Raw genomic sequence first — 19620 nt, 5'->3', positions numbered from 1 at the left:
TTATTAACTAATTATTATTTTCAAATTCAAAGCTATACTGCTAGCAGTTCGGATACTGTTTCTCTAGATGAAATATAGTTTTCCAAAGAAATATCATCTGAGTAAATGGCTGCAGCCCGATCTCTTAAGTTATAATTTGAACTGAGAACTTGTCCGTAAGCTCCTGCTGATTTTATAATTAAGAAGTCACCTCGTGAAGTTTTGGGCAACTCTGTTTTACCAAAAGTATCTGAACTTTCGCAGATGGGACCTACTACATGATAAGGTTCCAATTCTCCATCTTTAGATATGTTTTCGACTTTGTGAAAAGCATTGTAAAGCGCAGGACGAATCAAATCGGTCATGCCTGCATCAATAATGGCGAAATTGGAGCTAGCACCTTTTTTCACATACAATACCTTAGAAACTAATGAGCCGCATTGTCCCACAATAGATCTCCCCAATTCAAAATGAACGGTTTGACCTTCTTCAAGATTCAGGAATTTTTCAAATACCCTGAAGTATTCGACGAAATTTGGAATCAATTGAGAATCTGGATTGGTATAGTTGATACCCAGTCCGCCGCCTACATTGATATGCTCTAATACAATACCCCGCGCCTTTAGACTTGTAGTCACGTTATTGGCCTGCTGACAGAGGTTGGCAAAGGGGTTAAGATTCAAAATTTGTGAGCCAATGTGAAAATGAATACCCTTCAACGCGAGGTTCTTGTGCTTCAATATTTCATCTACCGCCGCGTCCAACTCTGTAATAGGAATTCCGAATTTGTTTTCGTTAAGCCCTGTGGTAATTTTATGATGGGTTTGAGCATCTACATTCGGATTGATTCTAAATGCAATGCTTGCTATCGCCTCATGTCTTTCTGCTATTTCATTGATCACTTCGAGCTCTTCAATAGACTCGCAGTTTATACTATGAATGCCTTGAGAAATTGCTAATTCAAGTTCTTCATCAGATTTTCCAATTCCTGCTAAAACTATGTCTTGAGGCTCAAAACCAATTTCGAGTGCCTTTTTTATTTCATTACCACTTACACAGTCTGCTCCAAGTCCATGTTTTTTAATGGTATGAAGGATGCGATCTTCTGCATTGGCTTTGATCGCATAGTGTACTTTAAAATTGGGATTATTGATGGCTGCCTGCATCTCTTCGAGCGTGTTTTCCAACAGCGTCAAATCGTAGTAATAAAAGGGTGTTCGTACCGACATCTTAGGTTTCAATTTTAAATTCAGAATTCAAAAGTATTTTTTAAATAGGCCCGTGTGAAATTAATGTTAGAATTATTCATAATATTTGCACTTTGTTAAATATTTAACGACATGAAGAAGATATCTGATATCGTAGAAGAGGGTATACGTAAAATGCCATTTATTGAAGAGGCCATGACTGCCAATTTGATCAATTATTCGTCACTGGCACGGCTGCTACAGCCATACGTGTCAAAGGTTTTGATGAAGGATGCCACAGAAGCGTCTATATTAATGGCCCTGAAGCGCCGTTCTACCATGGGTGTAAATGCACTCAATCTGAACCCAAAGAATTTCCGTGAGCATATTGGGGATATTTTTGTAAGATCAGGCTTATCTACCTTCACTTATGCCAATTCACCCACACTTACAGAGAATCAAACCCGATTACTGCATGAAGTGCAGAGTCTGCCAGATACTTATTGTTCGTTTACACAAGGCATGTACGAACGTACTTTGATTGTTAGCGAAAATATTGTGGGTCGTGTCAAAAGAATATTTGAGAAGGAAACCTATGTCACGGGCAATAGCCAATTGAGTTCTGCGACCGTTATGCTCAAAGCATCCAATGTAAGGGCCTATGGTCTATACTATTACATCTTTAAAATGATTGCCTGGTATGGAATTACGGTTATTGAAGTGATCTCTACCTCCAACGAGTTTTCGATTGTCGTGGAACAGAAAAACATCAACGATGCATTTTCAGTTTTGATGAAGATTAAGATGGATGAGGGGGGGCTGTAAAGATGAGTATTTAGCCTTTCCAAAGCTTTGGAAAGGCTAAAAGTCGGAATTAATCATTTCGATTGTCCATAATAACCTTATCCTCCATGTGCTCCTCTTGTACTGTAAAATAATTTAAAGGATCTTGAGGGTTACCATCTTTGATTACCTCATAATGAAGGTGTGGCGCTGTTGATAATCCTGTATTACCTGAGAGACCAATGACCTGCCCTAACGTGACAAGTTCTCCTTCTTTTACACTGATTTCAGATAAGTGGGCGTATCTGGTTACAAACCCCTCACTATGCTCTATTTCTATTTTATAACCATAACCGCTCAATTTCTCTTGAACTGAGAGGACTGTGCCTGTTGCTGTTGACTGCACGGGTGTTCCAATTTCGGCAGAAAAATCTACGCCATTGTGAAAATCCTTTTTCTTCTTCAATGGATTGTAGCGCTGACCAAAATTTGAAGTAATTCGTTTGTAGTGATCCAATGGTGAGATAGTGGGAGGTTCTTGCGCATCCGCACCAAACACCAGCATAAAAATGGAAGCAGCTATGCCAGAGGCTAATAGTTGACTGATGGTATTTCTACGTTGTTTTTTTATAACTGGAGAGGTTTGCCTCAATTCTTCAAAACCTTCATTGCCAAACGCATCTAATACATCTGCATAGGCAACTGAAAATTCTTTCCCATCAGAAAGCTCAAGTTCAACCATGCAGCATATATGATCAAGTAATTCCGTCCGAAAACCCTTGGAAAGCCCCTTTGCTTTTAGATCGTTGGTAATGTATAGGTACTGAGTTTTTGTCAGTGATTTAATAGCCTTCATATTAGTGCTTATTTAGTTAATTGTGGATTGAGTAGAATGAGCATGGTTTGAACAAATTCTGTGAACTCATTAGAGCGCTCTGTCGCCTCTGTATTGCCAGCGGCAGTTACCTGATAATACTTTCTTTTTCTACCATTGATGTTTTCCACTTGAGTGGTTACCAAACCATCAGCTTCTAGTTTGTGCAATGTGGGATACAGCGCCCCCTCAGTCAGTTGGATTTTTTCATTGGTTAAAACCTTCACTTTTTGAGTGATTTCATAGCCATACATTTCACCATTAGCTGATAATAGCTTAAGTACAATGGTTTTTAATGTTCCTTTGAGCAATTCTTTTGAATACATAGGACAAATATACATAAGAATATTATGTATATGTTTTTTTTATCCAAAAAAATGAAGATTAGGAAACCAGTAGTTATACCTATATATATAGGTGTGGTGATTTATTATATTGGCAGCAAAATGATTTATTTATATCAATTCTAAATAGCGTGATTTTCAGCTAAAATATTAATCATAAGATATTGATAAACAGTGACATAACATACCCTTAACAGGGAGGTAGAGCTATCACTACGTAGAAGGTATTATTATGTTTTTGAAATACAAGAGCCCGATGTTACATTTGCACCACTTTACAAAAAGGAAAGCTAAAACTGATGTCAAAAAAATATAGTTTACACTCAAGAGCGGGATTTTTAAGCACTAAAACCGTTCTATTCCTCTCCTTGATTTTTTCAGTTTTGTTCACTCAAAATACGGCTGTAGCACAGGATGATGGCATTCCTACAGACGAGGCGACCATTTCAGCAGGAGAAAAGTTATTCAAAGCTAATTGTACAGTTTGTCATGCAGTGAATGATAAGGTGATTGGACCTGCACTGAGAGATGTACATAAGAGAAGAAATTTAGCTTGGATTCAAGCATTTGTTAAAAACTCTCAGAAGGTCATTCAGAGTGGAGACGATTATGCTGTAAACCTTTACAATGAATACAACAAGACAGAAATGACTGCCTTCGATTTCGAAGATGCAGAGATTGCTTCTATTGTAGGATACCTTAAGGCTGAGTCCGCGAAAGAGATTGTAGTGGCTACTGAAGAAACTACCACCACAGGTGGCGATGAAGTGGCTTCTCAAGAACCATCACAATTTGTGAATATTGTGATGATCGTTTTACTAGTCGTTCTAGTTCTGATACTAGCAGTGCTTGGCATGATCATTACCATGCTAAAGAAATACTTGTCTCAGAAAGATGACTTGTCTGAGGAAGATCGGGAAATCGCTGAGCAAACGTTCGATGTTGGTGCATTAGTGAAGAGTAACGCTTTTCTAGGCTTGGCGGCATTTGTATTTACTGCAATCATTATGAAGTCTGCTATTGATGGCATCTTTACAATAGGTGTACAGCAAGGTTATCAGCCAGATCAGCCCATAGCGTTTTCGCATAAGATTCACGCAGGAGATTATAAGATTGACTGTAACTACTGTCACACTGGGGTGAGAAAGAGTAAGAATGCGAACATTCCTTCTCCCAACATTTGTATGAACTGCCACTCATCGATCAAAACTGAATCTCCTGAGATCCAAAAGATCTATGCAGCCATAGAAAACAATGAGCCAATCGAGTGGGTGAGAATTCATAACTTACCTGACTTGGCATATTTCAATCACTCACAACACGTAAAGGTAGGAGAGATTGAATGTCAGACCTGCCATGGCCCTATCGAAGAAATGGACAAAGTTTCACAGTATGCTCCATTGACCATGGGCTGGTGTATCAACTGTCACAGAGAGACAGATGTGAATACAAAAGGAAACGATTATTATAATAAGTTGGTAGCCAAGCATGCAGAGCATAGCAAGGAGTCAATGAAGGTAGAAGACATAGGCGGGCTTGAGTGCTCTAAATGTCACTATTAATTATATAAAGAATATTAAGACACTTTTATTGAAGTGGGTATCACTTCATACGACTAATAAAGTCAAGTAAGAACACATGAAAGAGACCAAAAAGCAATATTGGAAAGGGTTAGAGGAATTGACCAAAAACCCTGAATTCGAAAAGCATGCTGACAAAGAGTTTCCAGAGTACTTGCCAATCAGTGGTGAGTCTGAAGGAATCGGCGCCAGCAGAAGGGACTTCTTGAAATTGATGGGATTTGGTGTAGCAGCAGCTTCACTGGCCGCTTGTGAAACCCCTGTCAGAAAAGCTATTCCTTATTTGAACAAGCCAGTGGATGTAGATCCAGGTGTTCCAAATTATTATGCTTCGTCTTATGTGAATGGTAACGAATACTGTTCAGTAGTAGTAAAGACAAGAGAAGGTCGTCCGATCAAAATCGACGGAAATAAACTATCTACTGTGAGTGGTGGAGGTACTTCTTCTCAAGCTCAGGCTTCTGTTCTTTCACTTTACGACAAAGAAAGATTACAAGGCCCTGAATTGGCAGGCAAATCTGTTTCATGGGATGACCTAGACACAGAAGTAGCTAAGCAATTGGCTGGAGCCAATAGGATTGCTTTAGTAAGTGCTTCTGTTTTCAGTCCATCTACTTTAGCTGCTATTGACGCATTGAAAGCTAAGTATGCAGGTCTTGAGCATATCCAATACGATCAGGTGTCTTTCAGTGGTGCATTGGCTGCCAATGAAAAATCCTTTGGTAAAAGAGCTATTCCTTCTTATGACTTCAGCAAAGCGGACACCATCGTGTCTTTCGATGCTGACTTTCTAGGCAACTGGTTGAACCACACACTTCATAGTAAGCAGTTTGCGCAAACCAGAAGATTGAATGATAAAAAGAAAACCATGTCGAGATTGTACTCTTTTGAGTCTAATCTTTCATTGACTGGTTCTAACGCAGATTATAGAAATGCAATCAAGCCTTCTCAGCAAGGTGCTTACGTTGCTAACTTATATAACATGCTAGCTGCTAAAGCTGGCGCTCCTGCAGTATCAGCTCCTAAAGTGGCTGACTCAGCGGTATTGACAAAAGCAGCTAACGACCTTTGGTCGAGCAAGTCGAAGTCACTAGTAGTTTCAGGATCAAATGACGAAAACGTTCAAGTCCTTGTCAATGCGATCAACAACTTATTAGGTTGCTACGGAGCTACAATTGATTTGGCATCTGCAGTCAATACCAGAAAAGGAGACGACAAAGCAATGGTAAACTTCATCAAAGACCTGAATGCAGGTAACATTGATGGAGTTTTGTTTTTTAATAGCAACCCAGTTTATGATCACGCTTTGGGTGCTCAGATTGCTACTGGTTTGAAAAAAGCTAAATTCTCTCTTTCTACATCAGATAGAAAAGATGAAACGGCTAGCTTGACTAGCGCCATTGCTCCAGATAATCACTTCTTGGAGTCTTGGAATGATTTTGAGCCAGTCACTGGCAAATTCAGTTTATCTCAGCCTACCATTTCTAACTTGTTCAATACGCGTCAAGCAGGACAGTCTTTCTTGGTATGGTCTGGTAGCAATGAATCTTACTTTGACTTCGTGAAAGCGAGATGGACGGCCAATGCTACAGGCGACAAGCAAACGTATTGGGATGCGACAGTTCAGGCTGGTATCTTAGAAACTGCTGTTACGGCTGAGGCTGTTACTTTCGCAGGAGATGTTGCAGCTGCTGGAGCAGGAATCAAGTCAACTGCCTCAGGCGTTGAGTTAGTGATGTACGAAAAATCAGCAGTTGGTAATGGATCTCAGGCCAACAACCCATGGTTGCAAGAAATGCCTGACCCGATCACTAAAGCAGTTTGGGACAACTACTTGACTATTTCGCCAAAAATGGCTGAAGAGCTAGGGTTGAAATTAGGAGACATGACCACTCAGTTGGTTACGTTGACAGTAGGAAATCAAACCCTAAAAGTTCCTGCCATGGTTCAACCTGGACAAGCGAACGGAACGGTAGGATTAGCAGTAGGATACGGAAGAACCAGCGCAGGTAAAGTAGCCAACGGAGTGGGCGTAAATGCTTACCCATTGATGGACTACAAAACTGGAGCGCAGAGCAAAGCAGTGACTTCAGGAGTTTCTGTAGCAGTAAGCGGAGAAGAATATAGAGTAGCTCAGACACAAACTCACCATACTTACATGGGCAGAGAAAATGTGATCCAAGAGTCTATTCTTTCAAAATATCAAAAAGATCCAAGTGCAGGTAGAGATTTCCCAATGATCACTACTTACAGCGGAAAAACTAAACCAGGTAACGTATCTCTTTGGTCTGGACATGAGTATCCAAACCACCACTGGGGTATGACGATCGACTTGAACTCTTGTACTGGATGTGGTGCATGTACCGTTTCTTGTCAGGCAGAAAACAACGTACCTGTAGTAGGAAAAGAAGAAGTCCTCAACCGAAGAGAAATGACTTGGCTGAGAATCGATAGATATTATAGTAATCCTACTGAGTCAGAAATGACTGAGAAAGAAAAAGGACTTAGCGAATTCAAGCAAGGCGAATTGATTTCTCAAAACCCGGAGGTGGTATTCCAACCAATGATGTGTCAGCAGTGTAACAATGCGCCATGTGAGACAGTTTGTCCTGTGGCTGCTACCAACCACTCTACGGAAGGGTTGAACCAAATGGCTTACAACAGATGTATCGGTACAAGATATTGTGCAAACAACTGTCCATATAAAGTAAGAAGATTCAACTGGTTCAAGTATCACGACAACGATCAGTTCCCTGAAAATACTTCTATGAACAACGACTTGGGTAAAATGGTATTGAACCCAGACGTAACTGTTCGATCTAGAGGGGTAATGGAAAAATGTTCATTCTGTGTTCAGAGAATCCAGTATGGTAAACTAGAAGCTAAGAAAGAAGGAAGAAGACCAGTAGATGGTGAGATTACTTCAGCTTGTGCTTCAGCTTGTCCGTCAGAAGCCATCGTATTCGGTGACTTGAAAGATCCTAAATCTAGAATTTCACAAATGTTGAAATTAGAAAACGGAGAAAACGGACCAGAAGTGAAAGAAGAAAGAGCTTACCACGTGTTGGAAGAGCTTGCTGTGAAGCCTAATGTATGGTACTTCACTAAGATTAGAAATAAAGAAGGAAAAGAAGCTAACGCTTAATTTATAAATTAACATCAATATGCACGCAGAAGCAGTAGTTCGTAAACCTCTCGTCACAGGGGGCAAAACGGTACACGACGTCACTGAGGACATTTGTATAAGAGTAGAGCAGGCACCTGCCAAGTCTTGGTATGCCGCTATGGCGGTATCATTGGCGCTCTTAGGCTATGGCGCCTTTTGTGTCTTTACTTTAGTTTGGGAAGGCATCGGAAGCTGGGGTCTAAACAAAACCGTAGGTTGGGCTTGGGATATTACCAACTTTGTATGGTGGGTAGGTATAGGTCATGCTGGTACATTGATCTCGGCGATCCTATTGCTGTTTAGACAGCGATGGAGAATGTCGATCAACCGTGCTGCTGAAGCGATGACCATCTTTGCTGTGATTTGTGCGTTACAATTCCCATTGCTACACATGGGTCGTCCATGGATTGGAGCGATTTGGGCTTTGCCACTACCGAACACTTACGGTTCGCTTTGGGTAAACTTCAACTCCCCGCTACTTTGGGACGTATTTGCGATTTCGACTTACTTCTCAGTTTCACTTGTTTTCTGGTACATTGGACTCGTTCCTGATTTTGCTACCATTAGAGACAGGGCAACTGGCATCAGCAAAAAAATATACGGCGCACTTTCTCTTGGATGGGATGGAGCAGCCAAAACCTGGTCTCGATACGAGACGGTTGCCTTAGTGTTGGCTGGATTGGCTACACCACTGGTACTCTCAGTACACACCATTGTATCCTTTGACTTTGCTACTTCAGTAATCCCTGGATGGCATACGACAATCTTCCCTCCCTACTTTGTGGCAGGTGCGATCTTCTCAGGATTTGCGATGGTATTGACTTTAATGATAGTCACCAGACACGTTTACAAACTACAAGATTATATCACTATCGAGCACATCTCCTTGATGAACATCATTATCATGGTGACTGGATCAATCGTAGGTGTAGCTTATATCACAGAGCTTTTCATCGCCTGGTATTCAGGTGTTGAAGGTGAGCAATACGCTTTCTTCAACAGAGCACTTGGACCATACTGGTGGGCTTATGCTTCGATGATGACTTGTAATGTGATCTCTCCCCAGTTATTCTGGTTCAAGAAAATTAGAACAAGTATCGCAGCCACTTTCGTAATCTCAATCATTGTGAATATAGGTATGTGGTTCGAGCGATTTGTAATTATTGTAACTTCCCTACACAGAGACTTCTTGCCTTCAAGTTGGGCGATGTTCTACCCTACTTGGGTGGACATAGGGGTGTACATCTTTACATTCGGATTGTTTTTCACTTGTTTTTTCGCTTTCGCGAAATTCTTCCCAGTGATCAACATGGCCGAGGTAAAAAGTATTATTAAAGCAACCGGAGAAAAAAAGAAATAAGATGAGCGACGGTAATAAAAACTTTGTTTTAGGCGTATTCGACGATGAGGATGTATTGCTAAAAGCAATCGCTCAAATTCGTCAAGGCGGTGTAAAGATTCACGAAGTGTTCTCTCCATTTCCTGTGCATGGTATTGATGATGTATTAGGGTATAAGGGCTCACGCTTGTCTATCGCGGCGTTTATGTTTGGTTTGTTAGGCACTACTTTGGCGTTGACCATGCAGATCGGCATGATGACCGTGGATTGGCCAATGATTGTAGGTGGTAAGGATTTCTTGCCATTCCCAACTTTCATTCCTGTAACTTTCGAATTAACTGTTTTATTGGGTGCTTTTGGAATGGTAGGTACTTTCTTTGTAGTGAGTGACCTCAAGCCATGGGCGAAACCAAGAATATTTGATTTAAGAATTACTGACGACAAGCACATAGTGGCTGTTGATCTAGATAAGAATAAAATGAGTGAAGCAGATATCAAAAAAGCTTTGGCAGATGCAGGTGCTCAGGAAGTGAATAACAAGCAGTTCGACTAAAATCTTAGGATTCTAATTAGGAAAAAATATTAAAATGAATTTTAATAAATACATCAACGGGATCGTCATAGTTGCAGCAGGATTTGTTGTGGCATCTTGCGCTTCCAGAGGCAATGATACCGGAGTGGAATACGCTCCTCAAATGTATCACTCAGTACCTTACGAAGGACTTTCTCAAATTACAGATAAAGAATCAGGACGTTGGTTGACTTCTCAGGAAGGTGGCGATGCTGAATTCTATACATCGAATCCTAACAACCCGAATGAAATGAACATGAGGGAATCAGTGCCGAATACTGTAAGAAGAGGTGAGGCCTTGCCTTATAGAATCCCTAAAGATTCACTGGCGCTTGCAGCCAGAACATTGAAAAATCCATTGGATTCTTCGGCAGCAGTGGTAGCTGAAGGAAAAGTACTTTTTGGTAGGTACTGTTTGCATTGTCATGGAGACCAAGGATTAGGCGACGGATTGGTTGGAAAAGTATTTAAAGGAGTTACTCCATACAATTCAAGAGCAGTAAAAGACAAGCCAGAAGGCCACATATTCCACGTCATTACCATGGGTAAAGGAAGAATGGGATCACACGCTTCACAAGTGAGCGTAAACGATCGTTGGAAAATAGTTCGATTTGTTCAAACCCTTCAAAACCAATAATTCTTAAGGAGATCTTATTATGAGCGACGAAAAATATATATTCTCAGCAGGAGCCAAAAAGAACATCTTGATCACATTTGTGGTTGGACTTGTATTGGCTGCTATCGGCGTAGTGATGATGAACATGGGCGGTCACCATGATGCACATGGAGCTGAAGCTGCTGTAGACGCAGGCCATCACGGTTTCCACTGGACAAAGCGTCTGTATGCCAATCTTTGGATCAATAACTTGTTCTTTACAGGACTTTCTTTAATTGGTATCTTCTTCATAGCTATTCAATATGTAGCACAGGCAGGTTGGTCTGTGGGATTAAAAAGAATCCCAATGGCTATGGCTAGCTGGCTACCAATTGGTGCTGGTTTAATGATCATCGTTTTCTTGATTGCCAATCATGACTTGTTCCACTGGACACATGAATATCTATACGACAAAGCAGACGAGAGATTTGACGAGATTTTATACAACAAGAAAGGCTACCTGAACTTCGGTTTTTACATGGCTAGAATGGTAGGCTTTTTTGCAGTTTGGTACATCCTTTTCAGATTGATCAGAAAGCAGATGCTTACTGAAGACATTGAGGGCGGAGTGACGAGCTGGAAAAAGAATGTGACCCTGTCAGCTATCTTTTTGGTATTCTTTGGATACTCTTCAAGTATTGCCGCTTGGGATTGGGTCATGTCGATCGATCCTCACTGGTTTAGTACTATGTTTGGTTGGTATGTCTTTGCTAGCTGGTGGGTATCAGGTTTGGCCTTAATCGCTTTCATAGCTGTATTATTGAAAGACAAAGGCTACTTGAAAATTGTAAACGCTAATCACTTACACGATATTGGAAAATTCATTTGGGGCTTTAGTATCTTCTGGACTTATATCTGGTTCTCTCAGTTCCTTTTGATTTATTATGCCAACATCCCAGAGGAAACCATCTACTTTGTAGAGAGATGGAAGAGTGACCAATACTCAGTTTACTTCTTCTTGAACTTGATTTTAAACTTCTTCTTGCCATTCTTATTGTTGTTGCCAAGAGAGGCAAAAAGACACACAAGATTCTTGAAAGTAGTCCCACCAATTATTTTGTTTGGACACTGGATTGATTTCTACTTGATGGTGACCCCAGGCACGTTGAAAGAAAATGGTGGATTTGGATTATTGGAAATAGGATTGATCATGGTATATGCATCGGCTTTCGTTTACACGGTCTTGCATTCTTTGGCTAAGCATCCGCTAGTAGCTAAGAATCACCCAATGATGGAAGAAACATTGCATCATCATATTTAAGAAATTAATTACAAAATAGACATTTAAAGACATGATGAATATTGTAATCTTGTTAGCCGTGGTATTGATAGTCGCCATCTTGGTCACTATCTTCAGAGCACATACCTTGGTGCAAGTCGTAAGAGGAAAAGAAGGTGACCCGATGGGTACCAGCAATAAAGTGAACGGTGCTTTATTCATGGTGTTCTTGATCTTGGGTACTGTGTTGTTCTTCGTCTATTCTTATACTGAATTTGATCGATATACTGTGCCTGTAGCTTCTGAGCACGGTAAAATCACATTTAACTTATTTTGGATTACTACAGCGATCACTACAGCAGTTTTCATTCTGACGAATGCTGCTTTGTTCTATTTCGCTTGGAAATACAGACATAAAGAAGGGCAGAAGGCACATTTCTACCCACATAACAATACCTTGGAGATGATCTGGACATTTATTCCAGCAATTGTATTGGCCTTGTTGGTATTCTCTGGGTGGAAAGCTTGGGTAAAGATTACAGATACTGCACCAGCCAATGCTGAGGTAGTAGAGATCTTTGGCTATCAATATGCATGGGCTTCTAGATATCCAGGACCCGATGGCAAACTCGGGCCATTCGATTATAAACTGATCGACTCCGACAATAGATTAGGTGTTGATTTTTCTAATCCAAATGCTAAGGATGACTTTATTCCTAGAGAAATTCATATCCCAAAAGGTGAGCCAGTATTGTTGAAAATTAGAGCAAGAGACGTAATACATTCAGTGTATATGCCTCATTTCAGATTGCAAATGAATGCCGTACCTGGTATGCCAACGCAATTTTGGTTTGTACCTACTAAATCTACTGCTGACATGGCTTTAGAAACTGGAAATCCAGATTTCCAATACGAACTGGTTTGTAACAAAATTTGTGGAAAGGCTCACTTCTCAATGAGAGCAATTGTCGTTGTTGATGAAAAGGAGGATTACGAAAAGTGGAAAGCAGAACAAAAATCATGGTTGTCTAAAAATCCTGATTATTTGGTGAATATAGAATCAACCAGCCCTGTTCAAGTGGCTGTAGAAGAAAATGTAAGTGGTGAGGAAGTGAATACTTCATTATAATTATAAGAAATCATGGCAGTTACTGAAGTACAATTAGACGAACATAATGCAGGTCACGATGATCACGATCATGAGCATCATGGCAATTTTGTAACAAATTATATTTTCTCACAAGACCACAAAGTGATAGGAAAGCAGTTTCTAATCACGGGAATCTTATGGGCAATTATTGGTGGTGGACTTTCTATCATCTTTAGATTACAATTAGGTTTTCCAGGGATTGAGCTAGAATGGTTAAGGCCATTATTGGGCAATTGGATTACTGAAGCGGGTCAACTAGACACGGAATTTTATCTGGCGCTCGTGACGATGCATGGTACGATCATGGTATTCTTTGTATTGACGGCAGGACTGAGCGGAACATTCAGTAATTTCTTGATTCCACTCCAAATTGGAGCACGAGATATGGCGTCTGGATTTATGAACATGTTGTCTTATTGGTTCTTTTTCCTTTCAAGCACCATCATGTTTATTTCTTTATTCATCTCGACAGGCCCTGCTGCTGGTGGATGGACGATTTACCCTCCTTTGAGTGCGTTGCCTCAAGCGATTGGTGGATCAGGATTAGGAATGACACTTTGGTTGGTATCAATGGTATTCTTTATCGCGTCTACACTATTAGGTGGTATCAATTATATCACGACCATCATCAACTTGAGAACAGAAGGCATGTCATTCACTAGAATGCCATTGACCATTTGGGCGTTCTTCTTGACTGCTATTTTGGGATTGTTGTCATTCCCGGTATTGGTAGCAGCTGCATTACTATTGGTTTTTGATAGATCATTTGGCACAAGTTTCTACTTGTCTGATATTTATATAGGTGGTGAGGCTCTGCCAAATACAGGTGGTAGCCCGATTTTATTCCAGCATTTGTTCTGGTTCCTTGGTCACCCAGAAGTATATATTATCATTCTGCCAGCCTTAGGGATCACGTCAGAAATAATTTCAACCAATTCACGTAAGCCAATTTTTGGTTATAAAGCGATGATTGGATCAATGATGGGAATTGGCGTGTTGTCCTTCGTCGTATGGGCGCACCACATGTTCGTAACAGGTATGAGCCCTTTCTTAGGTTCTATTTTCATGGTCTTGACTTTAGTTATTGCAGTTCCGTCTGCAATTAAAGCATTCAACTACATCACAACTTTGTGGAAAGGTAACATCCGATTCACAACAGCGATGATGTTCTCTATTGGTTTGGTGTCCTTGTTTATCTCTGGTGGGGTAACAGGTATCTTCCTAGGTAACTCTGCACTGGATATCTTCTTGCACGATACGTACTTCGTTGTAGCTCACTTCCACTTGGTTATGGGTAGTTCGGCGTTCTTTGGTATGGTAGCAGGTATCTATCACTGGTACCCTAAAATGTTCGGTAGAATGCTAGATGAGAAATTAGGATATGTTCACTTCTGGTTGACTTTTGTAGGCGTTTATATGGTTTTCTTCCCTATGCACTATATAGGTATTGCAGGATTCCCAAGGAGATATTATTCATTTACTAATTTTGACGCATTTAGCTCATTTGGTGATTTGAATATGTTTGTAACCGTAGCTGCTATTATTACTTTTGGAGCACAGTTCATATTCGTTTTCAACTTCTTCTACTCTATGTGGAGAGGTAAGAAAGCATCATTGAACCCGTGGGATTCAAACACTTTGGAATGGACTACCCCAAGAGAGCCTGGACATGGTAACTGGCCAGGAGATATACCTAAAGTATATAGATGGCCTTACGACTACAGTAAGCCTGGTGCTGAAGGTGACTTCATCCCTCAGACTGTGCCGTTGTCGCAAACACCTGAATCTAATCTGCCTCATGAAGCTGAAGAAGCAAAAGAGGAGAAGGTAGATTGAGGAAAAAGAAAATGACTAAAGAGCCTAAGACAGGTTTATTTATAAAATTTAATACCCTAACGATCATTGCCGTTTACTTCTTAATATTAGTAGGCGGCATTGTTCGTAGTACAGGGTCTGGAATGGGATGCCCTGACTGGCCCAAATGCTTTGGTTCTTACATTCCTCCAACTACGGAAAGTGAGTTGCCAGAAGATTACAAAGAACGTTACGCTGAAAAGCGAATGCAAAAGAACGAAAGATTGGCAGGTTTGGTGAGGAGTATGGGTTTCCCTGGTTTGGCCAATGATATAAGGAAAGGCAAAAATGTAGAAGAAACGCATGGTTTCAATTTTGCCAGAACCTGGACAGAGTACGTGAATCGCCTAGTAGGCGTAGCGGTAGGATTTTTAATCATTATTTGTACAGTATTGTCATACAGCTATATACATACGAAAAAGCGAGTCTTCTTCCTTTCGGTTGCGGCTTTGCTGTTGGTTATTTTTCAGGGCTGGATTGGTTCATTGGTTGTATCTACCAACTTACTGCCTGGTATGATTACATTCCACATGATATTGGCGATAGGCTTAATAGCACTACTACTGAAAGTGAGAGTGATTACTACCAAGGAAAGAATAGAAGGTCTGATGTCGTATAAACCATATAAAGTGCGTCGCTTATTGGTAATCTGCATGGTGCTGTTTTTTGCACAAATCCTGATGGGAACACAAGTACGTGAAGCCATAGACTCTTTGGCCCTTTCATTGGGAGAAAATCAACGATTCAGTTGGATAGAGAATTTGGGTATTATTTTCTATATGCACAGATCCTATTCATTGATCCTATTGGTGCTTCACGCGTATTTGATTTATCGCTTGACAAAAAGTATTGCGGAGTTTAAGACCTCTAAATATTTAGTTTGGGGTCTTTTAGTTCTGGTTGTAGCAGAAATATTAACTGGGGCAGTATTGGCTAATTTTGCACTGCCGTATGTATTGCAGCCTATTCATCTGCTGTTGGCATTAATGATATTCGGAATACAATATTTCTTGTATTTGATTATAAAGGAAAAGGAAGTTTCAGCTCATCAGTTGACTAATGGGTAAGGTAGAAAATCATATGGTGGGGACATTAACCACAGGAGCTAAAATTGGCGCCTATATAGAATTATTGAAACCAAGACTTTCATTCTTGGTGGCCTTTTCGTCTGGGTTTGGATACATATTGGCATCTAATGGACAGCTGAATTGGGCAAACCTTCTATTGCTTTCTTTTGGTGGAATGCTGGTGTCAGGTGCCTCAGTTACCATCAATCAAATTATTGAAATAGAATATGATGCGCTCATGAAGCGTACCAAGAATAGACCACTGCCCACTGGCAAAATATCAAAACAAGACGCAGCTATTTTCAGCGCACTCGTGGCGATTGTAGGATTATACATATTGTATTTGTCTACTAATCCACTCACTGTAGTATTGTCATTTGTTTCATTGATCCTATACAGTTTCGTCTATACCCCAATGAAAAGGGTAGGCCCCATAGCTGTATTTATTGGAGCGATTCCTGGGGCTTTACCGCCATTATTGGGATGGGTAGCCGCCACTGGCGTCATTTCATTTGAAGCATTGATTATTTTTGGAATACAATTCATTTGGCAGTTTCCACACTTCTGGGCAATTGCCTGGGTAGGAGATGAGGACTATAAGAAAGCAGGATTTAAGCTTTTGCCTAATAATGGTAGAAAGGACTTAAATACAGCAATCAATATTATGATCTACACTTTGTTTCTCTTGCCGCTAGGACTACTTCCAACTTATTTCGGAGTTACTGGGCTGAATTCGGCTGTAGTTGTGACAATCTGTGGCTGCGGTTTTTTGGCACAAACTTTTAGTTTGATGAGAGACAATTCTGATAAAGCCGCATTGAAAATAATGTTTGGTTCTTTTCTGTACCTGCCAATCGTACAGATCGCATATATGTTAGATAAAATTTGATATGAACGCAGCAATGTCACTTAAAAAAGATAAAGGTACTCAGTTCAGAATGCATCCAAAGAAGTTTGCACTTTGGCTTTTTATGGTATCCGTAGTCATGCTTTTTGCAGCATTAACCAGTGCGTACGTAGTCAAGCAATCAGATGGTGTTTGGTTGGATTTCGAATTGCCAATGGTATTCGACATGACAAGCATTATTATTGTCGCCAGTAGCGTCGTGATGCAATTGGCCTATTACTTTGCTAAAAAAGATGAAATAGTAAAAATGAGAATCATGCTATTACTGACAGCAGTCAGTGGCATTGGGTTCTTAATAGGACAATATTTGGGCTGGCAAGCCTTGGTGGAGCAGGGGGTATATTTTGTGGGAAATCCTGCAGGATCTTTCTTGTATGTACTCACGGGAGTACATGGATTTCACCTCATTAGTGCGTTGATATTTATTGCAGTAGTGGCTGTTGCCGCTTTCAAGTATAAGGTACATTCCAAAAGTTTAGATCAGCTAGAAATGTGTGCCACATATTGGCATTTTTTGGGTGGACTTTGGTTGTATTTATACTTATTTTTGACACTTAATCATTAAAATTAAAATTTCAGATCATGGCTGGTTCAGCAGTTGTAGTAGAAGAAAATAACGAGAAATTGTGGCAGGGTGGTACACCACCTATGAAGGCCAGTTATGGAAAACTCATGATGTGGTTTTTCCTGCTTTCCGATGCATTTACGTTCTCCTCTTTGTTGGTGGCGTATGGATTGATTAGATATAGTCACCCTGCATTTGAAGGCGATTTAGCCAACTTCACATTCTCTCAAGCATATTGGCCAGTTCCAGATATGGTGTTCAATGGTTTTCCATTGATGCACGGTGTACATTGGCCTTTGGTTTTTGTAGGCCTGATGACTTTCATCCTCATTATGAGCTCGGTAACAATGGTATTGGCTGTAGAGGCTGGGCAGAGAAATGATAGAAAGGCAGTGGAGAAGTGGATGCTTTGGACCATTGTAGGTGGATTGACTTTCTTAGGCTGTCAGGCTTGGGAATGGACTCACTTTATCGTAGGTACTGATAATGGAGGAAGCTTGTTAGATGGGTCTATTTTTTACGGCGCTAACCTTTCCATGAACCAATATGGCCCGCCAAACTTTGCTGCGTTGTTCTTCTTCATTACTGGATTCCACGGATTTCACGTATTCAGTGGAGTCGTGATCAACTTCATTATCTTCTACCAAACGGTAGTAGGCAAATTGGAGAAAAGAGGGCATTACGAAATGGTAGAGAAAGTAGGACTATACTGGCACTTTGTAGATTTAGTTTGGGTATTCGTATTCACCTTCTTCTACCTCATTTAAGTTTTAAAAACATTTCATAAGATGGAAATAGAAAATAAAGAGCAGGTGGTCATACCTGTAGACAAAGCAAAGATCAAGCATATATGGATGGTAACGCTGTATCTGTTTTTGATCACAGCAGGAGAGTTTGCAATAGCCTTTACTTTGGATGCAAGTCCGATCAAAACGATCATATTTATCGTAATGACAATTGTGAAAGCGTACTTCATCATGTCTGAGTTTATGCACCTTGGTCATGAGACTAAAGGGTTAAAATGGAGTATCGTTGGACCGCTGGCATTTGTGCTTTGGTTGATTGGGGCGCTGTTGATTCAAGGTGACGCGATTTTCACGGCTATCTACGGAGGATAAGAATCAAGAAATTGAATGAAAATGCCGTTGAAAGACGGCATTTTTTTTTGCTAAAATGAAGAAGACCAAGTCTATATTTCTATTTCTGATACTGATACTGCCAGTTCTTTTATACCTGTTTCTACAAGGGTTTGGAAAAAATCAATTTGCTATACCCATCTATTTTCAATCGGGAATAGTAACGCCATTAGAGGGGTGTGAGTCCTCTGTTTCAGGACAACCTTATCAACTAAACGAAGCAGCACTAAATGTGCTTGTGGGTGAGAAAGTATCCCCTAGGGGAATAACAGTATATGAGTTAGGAAACTCTGATTCTGATAAGCTCAGAAATAACATGTACACTTTTCTGGAAAAGTATAAGGGCAGGAAGGATATTACATTGGTTTCAATAAGAGCACAAAGGGACACCCTATTTACACCATCAAGATACGATGCATGGAAGAGATTTAATCTGCCTGATAGCAATTTGATGAAATTGGGAAGATGTATATTGCAGTTGGATTTGAATTCTCAAATGAAGGCGGATAGTGGCTTGGTATTAGTTGATCAAAATCGACAAATAAGAGGGTATTACGATCCCATGATTCTAAAAGAAATTGACCGATTGAATACAGAATTATTTATTCTACTAAGTGATTAAAATACAAAAACTACAAAAATGAAAGATAGTAAAGTAGCATTGATTGTGATCATTCTGCTGTCTGTGGCAGTACCAGGGTTGATAGGCGTGTTTCTATTCTCCCCGTATAAAATATCAGCCGACTATATCTGGCTCAAGGATATTCCAGCATTCAATGCTTTGGTTAATTCCATGACAGCTATTTTCTTATTGATGGGAAAAAGATATGCAAGACAAGGAGAGATCCTATGGCACAAATTTTTTATGTCATTCGCGCTGACTCTGGGCATTATCTTCGTGCTGGCTTATTCATTGTATCACTCTACCAGCCCATCAGCTATTTTTGGTGATGCTAATCTAAATGGGATTCTGGAGCATGGAGAGGAGATACGCATTGGTAATCTCAGATACTTTTATCTGACTGTTTTATTAACGCATATCGGAATGTCTTTTGTGGTTATTCCATTTGTGCTTTTTGCTTTTTACTTTGCCATAGCTGGCGAAATTGAAAAGCACAAAAAGACAGTAAAATACACTTGGCCTATTTGGATGTTTGTGTCAGTGACAGGTGTGCTGGTTTATTTTCTGGCAAGCCCATACTACCCTCAATAATTCTCGTAAACATCTTTGTGAGATAATTGAA

General features: G+C 40.2%; 19 protein-coding genes. 16 read left to right on the top strand and 3 right to left on the bottom strand.

Features of this window, described 5'->3' with window-relative positions:
- Positions 1 to 32: 32 nt before the first annotated feature.
- On the bottom strand, positions 33 to 1208 hold the full coding sequence (gene lysA / locus B9A58_RS07470; protein ID WP_084371830.1) for a diaminopimelate decarboxylase: 1176 nt from the start codon (positions 1206 to 1208) through the stop codon (positions 33 to 35).
- Positions 1209 to 1319: 111 nt separating this feature from the next.
- Here lysA and B9A58_RS07465 point away from each other — a divergent pair, with 111 nt between their 5' ends.
- Positions 1320 to 1991 (top strand): hypothetical protein, encoded by a 672-nt coding sequence (locus B9A58_RS07465; RefSeq protein ID WP_084371829.1) that lies wholly within the window; start codon positions 1320 to 1322, stop codon positions 1989 to 1991.
- 49 nt (positions 1992 to 2040) lie between these two features.
- Here B9A58_RS07465 and B9A58_RS07460 read toward each other — a convergent pair whose 3' ends face one another.
- Both B9A58_RS07460 and B9A58_RS07455 read right to left on the bottom strand, forming a co-directional pair.
- On the bottom strand, positions 2041 to 2805 hold the full coding sequence (locus B9A58_RS07460; protein ID WP_084371828.1) for a M23 family metallopeptidase: 765 nt from the start codon (positions 2803 to 2805) through the stop codon (positions 2041 to 2043).
- An 8-nt stretch (positions 2806 to 2813) separates the two neighbouring features.
- Positions 2814 to 3149 carry a PadR family transcriptional regulator gene (locus tag B9A58_RS07455; protein ID WP_084371827.1) on the bottom strand — a complete coding sequence of 112 codons (336 nt, stop codon included), beginning with the start codon at positions 3147 to 3149 and terminating at the stop codon, positions 2814 to 2816.
- A 317-nt stretch (positions 3150 to 3466) separates the two neighbouring features.
- Between B9A58_RS07455 and B9A58_RS07450 the strand changes: the two genes are divergently transcribed.
- The 15 genes from B9A58_RS07450 (at position 3467) to B9A58_RS07380 (ending at position 19589) form a co-directional block, all read left to right on the top strand.
- Positions 3467 to 4729: a c-type cytochrome gene (locus tag B9A58_RS07450; protein ID WP_084371826.1), complete on the top strand. Its 1263-nt coding sequence runs from the start codon at positions 3467 to 3469 to the stop codon at positions 4727 to 4729.
- Between the two features lie 76 nt (positions 4730 to 4805).
- The gene (locus B9A58_RS07445; protein ID WP_084371825.1) at positions 4806 to 7892 is read left to right on the top strand and encodes a TAT-variant-translocated molybdopterin oxidoreductase; all 3087 of its coding nucleotides are present in this window, start codon (positions 4806 to 4808) and stop codon (positions 7890 to 7892) included.
- Between the two features lie 19 nt (positions 7893 to 7911).
- On the top strand, positions 7912 to 9273 hold the full coding sequence (nrfD, locus tag B9A58_RS07440) for an NrfD/PsrC family molybdoenzyme membrane anchor subunit (protein ID WP_084371824.1): 1362 nt from the start codon (positions 7912 to 7914) through the stop codon (positions 9271 to 9273).
- Position 9274: 1 nt separating this feature from the next.
- On the top strand, positions 9275 to 9805 hold the full coding sequence (locus tag B9A58_RS07435; RefSeq protein WP_084371823.1) for a DUF3341 domain-containing protein: 531 nt from the start codon (positions 9275 to 9277) through the stop codon (positions 9803 to 9805).
- Between the two features lie 34 nt (positions 9806 to 9839).
- Positions 9840 to 10460, top strand: coding sequence for a c-type cytochrome (locus B9A58_RS07430; protein WP_084371822.1), 621 nt, complete (start codon positions 9840 to 9842; stop codon positions 10458 to 10460).
- A 19-nt stretch (positions 10461 to 10479) separates the two neighbouring features.
- The gene (locus tag B9A58_RS07425; protein ID WP_084371821.1) at positions 10480 to 11739 is read left to right on the top strand and encodes a quinol:cytochrome C oxidoreductase; all 1260 of its coding nucleotides are present in this window, start codon (positions 10480 to 10482) and stop codon (positions 11737 to 11739) included.
- A 31-nt stretch (positions 11740 to 11770) separates the two neighbouring features.
- Entirely contained in the window at positions 11771 to 12826 is a 1056-nt protein-coding gene (locus B9A58_RS07420; protein ID WP_084371820.1) for a cytochrome c oxidase subunit II, read from the top strand.
- A gap of 12 nt (positions 12827 to 12838) precedes the next feature.
- On the top strand, positions 12839 to 14683 hold the full coding sequence (locus B9A58_RS07415) for a cytochrome c oxidase subunit I (protein WP_084371819.1): 1845 nt from the start codon (positions 12839 to 12841) through the stop codon (positions 14681 to 14683).
- An 11-nt stretch (positions 14684 to 14694) separates the two neighbouring features.
- Positions 14695 to 15768, top strand: coding sequence for a COX15/CtaA family protein (locus B9A58_RS07410; protein WP_084371818.1), 1074 nt, complete (start codon positions 14695 to 14697; stop codon positions 15766 to 15768).
- The gene (gene cyoE, locus B9A58_RS07405; protein WP_084371817.1) at positions 15761 to 16657 is read left to right on the top strand and encodes a heme o synthase; all 897 of its coding nucleotides are present in this window, start codon (positions 15761 to 15763) and stop codon (positions 16655 to 16657) included. The genes B9A58_RS07410 and cyoE overlap by 8 nt, the downstream gene beginning before the upstream one ends.
- A 1-nt stretch (position 16658) precedes the next feature.
- Positions 16659 to 17240 carry a cytochrome c oxidase subunit 3 gene (locus tag B9A58_RS07400; RefSeq protein ID WP_084371816.1) on the top strand — a complete coding sequence of 194 codons (582 nt, stop codon included), beginning with the start codon at positions 16659 to 16661 and terminating at the stop codon, positions 17238 to 17240.
- A 17-nt stretch (positions 17241 to 17257) separates the two neighbouring features.
- Entirely contained in the window at positions 17258 to 18007 is a 750-nt protein-coding gene (locus B9A58_RS07395) for a cytochrome c oxidase subunit 3 (protein WP_084371815.1), read from the top strand.
- 21 nt (positions 18008 to 18028) lie between these two features.
- Positions 18029 to 18358: a cytochrome C oxidase subunit IV family protein gene (locus B9A58_RS07390; RefSeq protein WP_084371814.1), complete on the top strand. Its 330-nt coding sequence runs from the start codon at positions 18029 to 18031 to the stop codon at positions 18356 to 18358.
- A 55-nt stretch (positions 18359 to 18413) separates the two neighbouring features.
- Positions 18414 to 18998, top strand: coding sequence for a hypothetical protein (locus tag B9A58_RS07385; protein ID WP_084371813.1), 585 nt, complete (start codon positions 18414 to 18416; stop codon positions 18996 to 18998).
- 18 nt (positions 18999 to 19016) lie between these two features.
- On the top strand, positions 19017 to 19589 hold the full coding sequence (locus tag B9A58_RS07380; protein ID WP_084371812.1) for a DUF420 domain-containing protein: 573 nt from the start codon (positions 19017 to 19019) through the stop codon (positions 19587 to 19589).
- Positions 19590 to 19620: the final 31 nt, after the last annotated feature.

Origin of the sequence: Reichenbachiella faecimaris, from assembly GCF_900176375.1 — a bacterium.
GTDB lineage: Bacteria > Bacteroidota > Bacteroidia > Cytophagales > Cyclobacteriaceae > Reichenbachiella > Reichenbachiella faecimaris.
This window is presented reverse-complemented; position numbering and strand designations above follow the sequence as displayed.

Bases quoted from the DNA above. Each gene is read 5' to 3' on its own strand.
- B9A58_RS07465 (WP_084371829.1), top strand. From the start codon at position 1,320: ATGAAGAAGATATCTGATATCGTAGAAGAGGGTATACGTAAAATGCCA.
- B9A58_RS07415 (WP_084371819.1), top strand. From the start codon at position 12,839: ATGGCAGTTACTGAAGTACAATTAGACGAACATAATGCAGGTCACGAT.
- B9A58_RS07430 (WP_084371822.1), top strand. From the start codon at position 9,840: ATGAATTTTAATAAATACATCAACGGGATCGTCATAGTTGCAGCAGGA.
- lysA (WP_084371830.1), bottom strand. From the start codon at position 1,208: ATGTCGGTACGAACACCCTTTTATTACTACGATTTGACGCTGTTGGAA.
- B9A58_RS07425 (WP_084371821.1), top strand. From the start codon at position 10,480: ATGAGCGACGAAAAATATATATTCTCAGCAGGAGCCAAAAAGAACATC.
- nrfD (WP_084371824.1), top strand. From the start codon at position 7,912: ATGCACGCAGAAGCAGTAGTTCGTAAACCTCTCGTCACAGGGGGCAAA.
- B9A58_RS07455 (WP_084371827.1), bottom strand. From the start codon at position 3,149: ATGTATTCAAAAGAATTGCTCAAAGGAACATTAAAAACCATTGTACTT.
- B9A58_RS07420 (WP_084371820.1), top strand. From the start codon at position 11,771: ATGATGAATATTGTAATCTTGTTAGCCGTGGTATTGATAGTCGCCATC.
- B9A58_RS07400 (WP_084371816.1), top strand. From the start codon at position 16,659: ATGAACGCAGCAATGTCACTTAAAAAAGATAAAGGTACTCAGTTCAGA.
- cyoE (WP_084371817.1), top strand. From the start codon at position 15,761: ATGGGTAAGGTAGAAAATCATATGGTGGGGACATTAACCACAGGAGCT.
- B9A58_RS07445 (WP_084371825.1), top strand. From the start codon at position 4,806: ATGAAAGAGACCAAAAAGCAATATTGGAAAGGGTTAGAGGAATTGACC.
- B9A58_RS07410 (WP_084371818.1), top strand. From the start codon at position 14,695: ATGACTAAAGAGCCTAAGACAGGTTTATTTATAAAATTTAATACCCTA.
- B9A58_RS07450 (WP_084371826.1), top strand. From the start codon at position 3,467: ATGTCAAAAAAATATAGTTTACACTCAAGAGCGGGATTTTTAAGCACT.
- B9A58_RS07380 (WP_084371812.1), top strand. From the start codon at position 19,017: ATGAAAGATAGTAAAGTAGCATTGATTGTGATCATTCTGCTGTCTGTG.
- B9A58_RS07460 (WP_084371828.1), bottom strand. From the start codon at position 2,805: ATGAAGGCTATTAAATCACTGACAAAAACTCAGTACCTATACATTACC.
- B9A58_RS07385 (WP_084371813.1), top strand. From the start codon at position 18,414: ATGAAGAAGACCAAGTCTATATTTCTATTTCTGATACTGATACTGCCA.
- B9A58_RS07390 (WP_084371814.1), top strand. From the start codon at position 18,029: ATGGAAATAGAAAATAAAGAGCAGGTGGTCATACCTGTAGACAAAGCA.
- B9A58_RS07435 (WP_084371823.1), top strand. From the start codon at position 9,275: ATGAGCGACGGTAATAAAAACTTTGTTTTAGGCGTATTCGACGATGAG.
- B9A58_RS07395 (WP_084371815.1), top strand. From the start codon at position 17,258: ATGGCTGGTTCAGCAGTTGTAGTAGAAGAAAATAACGAGAAATTGTGG.